Below are 8,855 nucleotides of genomic sequence, written 5' to 3' on the forward strand. Positions count from 1 at the left end.
AGGTTCTTCGGCGCGGCCGGTTGGCGTAGCGTTGGCCGCGCGGTCACGCCGAGCGGCATCACCTACCGCGGAGGCTGCGATGTCTGCGAACACGTCAGTGCACACCGGTGCGTCAGCACCTTCGGCGTCACCGGCCGCGGCGGTGGCGCATCTGCCGCTGTGGCAGGTGCTGGGCTTGGTGACGGTGGCCTACGGGGCCGGCGCTTCGCTGGCGTTCCTGGGCCTCGGCGCTCCGTCGATCGTGGTGCTGTTCCTGCCTGCCGGGGTGACGCTGTCCGCGCTGATCCTCAACCCGCGCGAGCGGTGGCCGTGGATCCTCGCCGCGGTGGCACTCACCGAGATCGCCGTGGACGTCCTGCACGGCATGCCGCTGCGGTGGGTGGGGGGATTCGCGCTGGCCAACACGGCGGAGCCGCTGGTGGGTGCGCTGCTGCTGCGCCGCTACGTGACCGGGCCGGTCGACCTGTTGCGCCGCCGCGACGTGGTGGCGTTCCTCGGCTGCTGTGCCGGCGCCGGACCGCTTGCCGGGGCGTTGATCGGCGCCACCACCCTGGCCGTGGGTCTCGGGCTGCCGTGGGTCCCGTCGTTCGTGTCGTTCTGGGCCGGTGACGCCGCAGGGGTGCTGACCGTGGCCGGGTGTGTGCTGGCTTGGCGATACCAGCCCCGCCGGCACCTGTCCTGGACCCGCGGCGTGCTGAGTGTCGGTGCGGCGGCAGCGGCCACGATCGTCGGTTTCTGGCCGGACGGCGTGCCGTTGTTCTATCTGCCGATTCCGGTGCTGTTCGGCCTGGCGTTCAGCCAGCCGCTGGTGCTGACGCTGACCGCCGGCCTGGCGACCACGGTCGCCGCGAACCTGATGACCAGCACCGGCCACGGTCCCTGGGCCGCCCTGGACACCTCCGGCCAGATGAGAACCCTGACGCTGCAACTGTTCCTGACGACCACGATCCTCGGTGCCTGGGCGCTCGCCGTGGAAGCGGCCGAACGCGACCGTGCCCGCCGGGACACCTCCGTCGAGCGGGCCGCCCGGTTGCGTCTCAACGCGCTGCAGATCCTGACGAGCGACCTGGCGAAGGCCGCCACCACGGAAGCGATCGCCCGGGTCGTCGTGCGGGAAGGAGTCGTCCTGCTCGCCGACCACGGCAGCGTCGCCGTCGTCGCCCCGGACGATCGTGAGATCGTCATGTGGACCACTCCCGCGCCCAGCGACCTCATCGAGCCGTACCGGCGGATCCCGCTGGACACGGTGACACCGCACACCGACACCATCCGCGGCGGCCGGCCCGTCATCATCCCGACCCAGGACGCGTTCGTGGCGGCCTACCCGCACCTCGCGCACGCCTACCGGACGCTGGGCATCCACAGCAGCGTCTTCGTACCGATCCGGGCCGAGGACTCCGCGCCGCTGGGCGCCCTGGCGTTCAGCTTCGGCCGCGAACACGGCGCTGACGCCGATGTCGTCGCCTTCGCCGAGACCTTGGCCAGCCTGACCGGGCAGGCCCTGCGCCGGGCGCAGGCATACGAACGCGAACGCGACGCCGCACACCAGCTGCAGCAGGCGCTCCTGCCGGTCCTGACCGGTGAGCACGCCGGTGTCCGGGTCGGCGCCGCCTACCGGCCCGCCGATCTGGCGCACCAGGTCGGCGGCGACTGGTACGACGTGTTCCCGCTGCCCGGTGGACGTATCGGGCTCGCTGTCGGCGACGTGGTCGGACACCAGGTGACCGCGGCCGCGGCGATGTCACGCCTGCAGTCGGTGCTGCGCATCCTGGCTCAGAGCGGGCAGGGGCCGGCGGCTGTTCTCGACGACCTGGACCGGGCCAGCGCACTCATCCCCGATGCGGCGATGACCACCGTCGGCTTCGCCGACTACGACCCGGCCACCCGGACGCTGCGCTACGCCTGCGCGGGGCACCTGCCGCCGCTGCTGGTCACCGAGGGCGGCGCGGCGTACCTCTGGGAGGGCCGGTCGATGCCTATCGGCATCGGCCAGACCGGGCGACGGTACGGGGAGAAGACGCTGCCGGACTCCGCGGCTCTCGTCTGGTTCACCGACGGCCTGGTCGAACGCCGCAAGCAGCATATCGCTGATGGGATGCGACAAGTCGCCGATGCGGCGGTCAGCCACCGCCAGGCAGACGCGGAGCAACTGTGCCGCCGGCTGCTCGACGACATGGTCGGCGACGAGACGCTCGGTGACGACACCGCCGTCCTGTGCGTTCAATTCACCACGGCTGAGGAAACGCCGAGAGTCGCGCGGGTCGACCCTGCGCAGATCCGGAATTCGTAGCTGACGATCTCCCTGCCTTCCGGAACGCCGGCAAATCGAGCACTTCAGGTGGTTCGCGCCTGCGTTGCTGCGTCCAGCAGGCCATCAACCTGGTGTCACTCACCGCGGATGCCAAGGGACTACACCTGACCAGCCATCTCTCCGCCGATTGCCCACCGACCGTCGTCGGGGACGAGAGCAGGATCCGGCAGATTCTAGTCAATCTCGTCGGCAACGCCGTCAAATTCACCGAGCACGGCGCCATCACCGTCACGATCTCGGCCGCGCCTGAACACCCCGCCGAAGCCGGGCGTCTCGCCGTCCGCTTCGCTGTCCGCGACACCGGAATCGGCATCCCGCCCGACCGTCTGGACCGTCTGTTCCTGCCCTTCAGCCAGGTCGACACCACAGTGGCACGCAACTATGAGGGAAGCGGTCTCGGCTTGGTGATCAGCCAACGACTGGCCGAGGCGATGAACGGAGGCATCTCCGTCGCCAGCACCCCCGGTCAAGGCTCCACCTTCACGGTCACGCTCTGCCTGGGCCAGGCCGAGCCCGGTACGCCGATGCCCACCGCCGACTCGCCGTCCGCGCCGCCGCTCGGCCGCCCGCTGCACGTGCTGGTCGCCGAGGACAATCCCATCAACCAGCGCGTGGCGCAGCTGCTGCTGGAACGGCGCGGCCACCGGGTCGAGTTGGCCAACGACGGCGCCGAGGCGGTCGCGGCGATTCGGCGAACCCGGTTCGACCTGGTGCTGATGGACGTACAGATGCCCGTGCTCGATGGGCTCACCGCCACCGAGCGCGTCCGCGCCGACCCGCCACCGCACGGCGCCCCGCGGATCGTTGCCCTGACCGCGAACGCGATGGTCGACGACCGCTCGGCAACCCTGCGTGCCGGCATGAACGGCTTCCTGGCCAAGCCGATCCGCGAGGCAGAGTTGGACGCCGTGCTCGCGGGAGCGGCCGCCTACACTGACGTCCCATCCGGCGTGGCGGCCGATGCCGTCGAGTCGCAGCGGCCGGAGCCCACCGAGGAGCAGACCATCCGCGAGTGGGTCGGGCGCATGGCGGCCGAGTCCGGTGACCGGCAGCGGGTCGCCGAGATCCTGCACAACTTCGCCGAACGGCTCCCGGACACGCTCGACCGGATGGATCAGGCTGCGGCATCAGGGAACACTGCGAGCCTGGCGCGGCTGGCGCACAGCCTGAAGGGTTCCTCGGCGACTCTCGGTGCGAACCGCTTCGCCGCTCGCTGTGCGGATCTGGAGGATCATGCACGACGTTCGGGCGCGAATCCCGCAGCTCTGCGTGACTTGCACGATCACGCTCGGGAAGTGGTGGACGCGATGGAGAAGCTCTCCCACAAGCTCGAGCGCACCGCCTGACCGGATCGTCACGAAACTGTCATGGCCTCGCGGATATGCCGCCACGTCGTCCCGCGACGCTGTGACCTTGCCGTTCGGTGCGAATACACAGCGGAGGAAGCTCATGCACCCGTTCCCCGAGAGCGACGACGATTGGCAGGAACCCGGTGCGGACCTGCAGGATTGCTCGCTGGGTCTGTCGACCGACGAGATGATCGCGGAGGTGTTCGCGGCCTCCGTGTTCGGTGATCCCCATATCAGGGGCGCCCGCATCAAGGTGCAGGTGCAGAACCGGGTCGTGATCCTGCTCGGTGAGGTCGCCTCGGTGCGGGCGCGCAAGGTGATGCGCCAACGAGCGTGGGACGTGCCGGGAGTGGCGGACGTCTGTAACCGGCTGTCTGTCGTTCCGCCGGCCGGGTCGTAGCCCGGCCATCCGATCTCAGCCGCGTGCCGAGCGCTCGAGCCGCGGCGAGAGAAGTTGTCATGCAGTGTCAGAGGACTGTGCAGCAATCACCACGACCGCCTACCAGTGTGAAACCGGGGGGCGCCGAGGAAAGGAGAAAACATGCGAACGCTTCTGGTCTGCCTCGCGATCGCCGGCGTGATCGTCGCCGCAACGGGAATCGCCTACGGCAAAGCTTGGATCATCCTCCTGGGCGCTGCTGCGCTCATCATCCCGCTGGTCATGGTCGCGCAGGGCGCCTTGTCCGCTCGCCGTGGCAGTACGCCGCGTCCGCTGCGGCACCGTGATCCGGCGCCGTGAGCGAACCTCGTGCAAGCTACGGGTGCAAAGGAGGCTCCCATGATGCTTCCCCACGATCGACGAAACAGTACGCCGTCCACGGGCGGCACCCATGACACTGAGGCCCCGAGTCGGCGTGGCTCAGCGGCTGCTCGGTGACGCCGGGCAATACCCGGCGGTCCAGAAGATGCGTGAGCGCCTGCTCAGCGCGGGCCTTCCCGCCGAGCGAGTCATCATCGTCGACCGTGACCACAGTCCGGTGGATCACCCGCCGGAGCAGCGGTCCAGCACCCAGGCCGCCGCACGCGGTGCGGTGCCCGGTTTGCTGGTCGGTGCCGTCGTCGGCTGGCTCCTTCGCGTGACGGGAGTGGTCATCTCGGACGTACCCGTGGGTTGGCTGACGGTGGCTGCGGCACTGCTGGGTGCCGCGCTGGGAGCGGTCATCGCGGTGATGGGGTACGGGCTGCGCGCTGTTCGGCGACGTCCGGCTTCTTGATCGAGGTCCGTACGTCGATGAAGTCGATGTGCCTCGATCCGGCCTACCGGGCGTGGGACTGGATCTCGTCGGCGATCAGAACCTTGCGGTCGGCGAACTCCCGGTACGGATCGGCGCCGGTCAGCTCATACGTCGGCGCCATCTGGTCGTACGCGAAGCGTGCCACCGTCCCGGTGACGGTGACCAGATCGTAGACGCGGACACCCGTACGGGGCCGACCCAGCACCAGAAGGCCGTCCTTGGGCAGGTCGACACCGTCGACCACGATGGTGGTCGGACCGAGCACGCGCTCGATGGCCCCGGTGACGGTCAACTGGTCACCGATGTTGCTCACTGCGATCGTCTTCACCGGGCTGCGGGTCGGCTGTGGTTCAGGCGCCGGCCCTGGACCGGATGTGGAACAGGACAACAGCATGCCGGCGGTAAGAACAGTCACCGCCAGTGTCGGACAACGCCTCGCTCGACGATGGGCACGCATGGCTCCTCACCTCGTCCGCCGCGTTCCGGACGGTAGCCCGGGGACACCGCGTCGCCGTGCTGACGCTATGCCCGAGCCCGCTCCTGCGTGGGCGAGTTGCTGATTGCGTCACGGGATTGTCATGTCGGGTGGGCTTCAGGGCCGGCGGGATGACGGCCGAGTCACAACCTTGGCAATCCGATGACAGGTTCGCGGTTCGCGTTTTCCGTGCCCTGCGGCGGATACGCCATACATGCAACGCCCGCTTGCTAGTAGCGGGCCACCCAAGGGCTCTGCCGCACCCGCTTTGACCGGTCACTGCCGGCCGCATCGGTGCACGCAGAGGCTTTCGTCGCCGTGATGGGGAGAAAGAGCATGCCGATGAGCCTCATCCAGCCGGACAGCGCTGCTGCCGCGGTGCGGCCGGTCGAGTCAGCCGAAATCCTTGAGCGTGACGAGGCCGTCACGGGTCTGGTGCGGCGGTTCCGCCGACCTGGGTGTTCTGCTGCGGAGCGGGAGCGGTTACGGGACAGTGCCGTGCGCTTCGGTCTGCCGCTGGCGTACCGCCTCGCCCGCAATTTTCGGTACCGCGGCGAAGAGATTGAGGATCTGCGTCAGGTGGCGGCGTATGCACTGGTGAAGGCGGTCGACGGATACGATCCCGAGCGCGGCCACCGGTTCAGCGCCTATGCGACACCGACCATCACCGGCGAGATCAAACGGCATTTTCGGGACCGTGTGTGGAGTGTGCACATGCCCCGGCCGCTGCGGGACCTGGCGCTGCAGGTGACGCGGACCCGCGCCCAATTGGCGCAATCGCTGGGCCGGCAACCGTCGGCTGAGGAGGTCGCCGCTGAACTCGGCGTCTCGCGGAATCAGATCAATGCGACAGCCGCCAGCTTCTCGGCGTACCGGGCCGATTCGCTGAACCGACCGTGCGGCGGCGGCGGACTCCAGTGGCAGGACCTACTGGGTGCCGAAGACCCGGCACTGGACAGCGCCGACGACCGGATCATGCTGCGCGGGCTGGTGCGGCACATGCCGCCCCGGGAGCGATTCGTGATCGACCGGCACTTCTTCGGTGGGTGGAGCCAAGCGAAGATCGCGGCGGAGATGGGCACCTCGCAGATGACCGTGTGCCGCGCGCTGCGGTCGGGTCTCGACGGCCTGCGCCGCGGTCTGTGCGGGCCGGCCCGGCCAACCGGCGGGGACGCTACGGTGCGTACCTACGCGGGCGAGCGTGGTTGTGTGATCGCCGGTGTGAGCGGCAGTGTGAATCGGCACAACGCGGCGGAACTGCGCCGGTGCCTGGTCGAGGCTGTCGTCGGCGCCCAGGCGCGGATGTTGGTGATCGATCTGCGCCGGATGTCGAGCGGCGACGTCAGTGCGGCCGGGGCTCTGCTGGACGCCTACCGTGCCAGTGGGCACACCGGGACGAGGATGTGTGTGGTCAACGCCGCGCCGCAGGTCTTCGCCATGCTGTGCCGGGCCGGGCTCTCTCGGCTGTTCCCGTGCCGGGTGACGGCGGACAGCCGGACCCGTGCGCGAACCGACGGGGGCCGGCCGGCAAGCCCGGCATGCAGGACTGGGAAGGGAAGCGTGCCGACGCGCCCGGATCTTGCGAGAGACACCGCTCGACCAGGGGTAGGGGCCGGGCATGCCAACAATGCGAAGACTCTTCATTCTCGTGGCGGCTGCGGCCGTCCTGGCGCCGGCTGGTTGCACGGACGGCGAACAACCCTCAACGGCACCTTCGGCCGCGGCTGCGATGCCGACGACCACGTTGCCGGAGGTGGTCGCCCGGGTGGAACCGTCGGTGGTCACCGTCCTGGTGGGCGACACCGGCCTGGGCTCGGGCGTGGTGTTCCGCGACGGCGGTCTGGTCCTGAGCAACGAACACGTCGTCGGCGACGCCCGTACCGTGCAATTGGCGCTCGCCGACGGCTCACGCGTCAGCGCCCAGGTCGTCGGTACCGATACCGTCACCGACCTGGCGGTGCTGCGAGCCGAGCGAACCGACCTGCCGGCAGTAGAGTTCCGCCAGGAACTTCCCGCACCGGGCGAGACGGTGCTCGCCATGGGCAGCCCGCTCGGATTCATGAACACGGTCACCGCTGGGATCGTCTCCGGTGTCGGGCGTGAGATCCCCGGATCGGCAAGCCAGGGCCGCCCGTTGGTGGATCTGATCCAGACCGACGCGCCGATCTCTCCGGGCAACTCCGGTGGTGCGCTCGTCGACGCCGCCGGCCGTGTCGTCGGTATCAGCGATGCCTATCTGCCGCCGTCCACGGGCGCGGTGTCGATCGGGTTTGCGATACCGGCGGCTACCGCCGTCGATGTCGCCGAGGATCTGCTGGACGACGGCAAGGTTACCCACCCGTTCCTCGGAGTCACCGTGGGCCGGCTGACTCCGCAGATCGCTCAGGCGCTGGGCACGGGCACCGAGCGCGGTGTTCTGGTCCGCGACGTGACCGACGGCGGCCCGGCCGCCGCCGCGGGCGTTGCCGCCGGGGACGTGATCACCGCCTTCGGCGGCGGGCAGGTCACCACCGTCGAAGCTTTCCTCGGTGAACTGCGCGGCGTCGATCCGGGCGACCGGATAGAACTCACCGTGCGGCGGGACCGACGCGAGCAGAAGCTGACCGTGACCGTCGGCGCCGCCGAACGATGACGTCGAAGACGCGGATCCGCGTCCTGAAGTTCGTTCTGCCGCCGTGACGGGCCGTGGTGTCGCGTCACGGCGGCAGATATGGGCTGCAGTCGGCTCATTGCACCGTAGGTGCTGTCGCCGCGGCAGCGGAGGAACCGTGACACAGGCCACTGGGCGCCGGCCGCGGCGCGGTGCTGGGCTGCACGAAGGCGTCCACAGTGATCGGTCCGGCCCGTTCGAAGACGAAGGTCACCGGGATGGTCGTGCCGGCCATCACCTGCCGGTTGAGGTCAACCACCTGGCCGTGATACGCGGCGAACGGGGAGACGCCGTCCGATGACGCGTTCGGGTGGGGCTCGACGGGCCGCAACGGTAACGCGGGTACCGGTTCGGCGTGCCCGTCGCAATCGTCGTCATGCCGGATAACCACGGCGTCGGCGACCGGACTCGACAACTCCGTGAGGGTGTCCTCCTGACGGCCCTCGTTCAGCGCAGTGAACCAGAGTATGGCGTCGTCGCCGGTCTGATAGCTCGGGTCTGGCGGCGCTTCGACATGGACGCTGCGCAGCAGGATTGGGCCGATCTCAGCGTTGGTGCCCATCACACTCTCCTGGAACGGCTCAGGCTGGTCACCGGCGATTCCCCGCGGATCCTCGATCCTGCAGGCGCTCAGCGACACCATCAGCAAGATGGCGGCGATCGTCAAACAACGTTGGTGTCTCATGCGCCGGCCCTACCCGATCGTCCCCCCGTCCTTAACGGAGATCTGCGAGCCGCTTAGACGGCATCTCATTTGGGGTTGTTGTAGCGCAACATCATTCGTTGTACGGGCGTGGGTGATGTAGAGAAGTACTGCCCGGATGCGTTGTGGCGC

The 8,855-nt window shown here is 69.1% G+C and carries 8 protein-coding genes and 1 pseudogene; 7 read left to right on the forward strand and 2 right to left on the reverse strand.

Features of this window, described 5'->3' with window-relative positions; translation table 11 throughout:
- Positions 1–79: 79 nt before the first annotated feature.
- The 5 genes from AB0F81_RS38635 (at position 80) to AB0F81_RS38655 (ending at position 4,874) form a co-directional block, all read left to right on the forward strand.
- Positions 80–2,290 (forward strand): SpoIIE family protein phosphatase, encoded by a 2,211-nt coding sequence (locus AB0F81_RS38635; protein WP_360206043.1) that lies wholly within the window; start codon positions 80–82, stop codon positions 2,288–2,290.
- A gap of 92 nt (positions 2,291–2,382) precedes the next feature.
- Positions 2,383–3,657, forward strand: coding sequence for an ATP-binding protein (locus AB0F81_RS38640; RefSeq protein ID WP_360206045.1), 1,275 nt, complete (start codon positions 2,383–2,385; stop codon positions 3,655–3,657).
- Between the two features lie 103 nt (positions 3,658–3,760).
- Positions 3,761–4,060, forward strand: coding sequence for a BON domain-containing protein (locus tag AB0F81_RS38645; RefSeq protein ID WP_360206048.1), 300 nt, complete (start codon positions 3,761–3,763; stop codon positions 4,058–4,060).
- A 141-nt stretch (positions 4,061–4,201) separates the two neighbouring features.
- On the forward strand, positions 4,202–4,399 hold the full coding sequence (locus tag AB0F81_RS38650) for a hypothetical protein (protein ID WP_360206051.1): 198 nt from the start codon (positions 4,202–4,204) through the stop codon (positions 4,397–4,399).
- Between the two features lie 91 nt (positions 4,400–4,490).
- Complete coding sequence (locus AB0F81_RS38655; protein WP_360206053.1) at positions 4,491–4,874, forward strand: hypothetical protein; 384 nt, start codon at positions 4,491–4,493, stop codon at positions 4,872–4,874.
- 43 nt (positions 4,875–4,917) lie between these two features.
- Here AB0F81_RS38655 and AB0F81_RS38660 read toward each other — a convergent pair whose 3' ends face one another.
- Positions 4,918–5,223 (reverse strand): hypothetical protein, encoded by a 306-nt coding sequence (locus tag AB0F81_RS38660; protein ID WP_360206056.1) that lies wholly within the window; start codon positions 5,221–5,223, stop codon positions 4,918–4,920.
- Positions 5,224–5,712: 489 nt separating this feature from the next.
- Between AB0F81_RS38660 and AB0F81_RS38665 the strand changes: the two are divergent.
- Together AB0F81_RS38665 and AB0F81_RS38670 are read left to right on the forward strand one after the other, a co-directional pair.
- Positions 5,713–6,843: pseudogene (locus AB0F81_RS38665) on the forward strand (sigma-70 family RNA polymerase sigma factor); the annotation flags it as partial.
- A gap of 304 nt (positions 6,844–7,147) precedes the next feature.
- Positions 7,148–8,002, forward strand: a complete 855-nt coding sequence (locus AB0F81_RS38670) for a trypsin-like peptidase domain-containing protein (protein ID WP_360206059.1) — start codon at positions 7,148–7,150, stop codon at positions 8,000–8,002.
- Between the two features lie 94 nt (positions 8,003–8,096).
- On the opposite strand, the gene AB0F81_RS38675 is transcribed toward AB0F81_RS38670, so the two are convergent.
- Positions 8,097–8,687, reverse strand: coding sequence for a copper chaperone PCu(A)C (locus AB0F81_RS38675; RefSeq protein WP_360206062.1), 591 nt, complete (start codon positions 8,685–8,687; stop codon positions 8,097–8,099).
- Positions 8,688–8,855 lie beyond the last annotated feature (168 nt).

Origin of the sequence: Actinoplanes sp. NPDC024001 (genome assembly GCF_040638955.1) — a bacterium.
Taxonomy (GTDB): Bacteria; Actinomycetota; Actinomycetes; order Mycobacteriales; family Micromonosporaceae; genus Actinoplanes.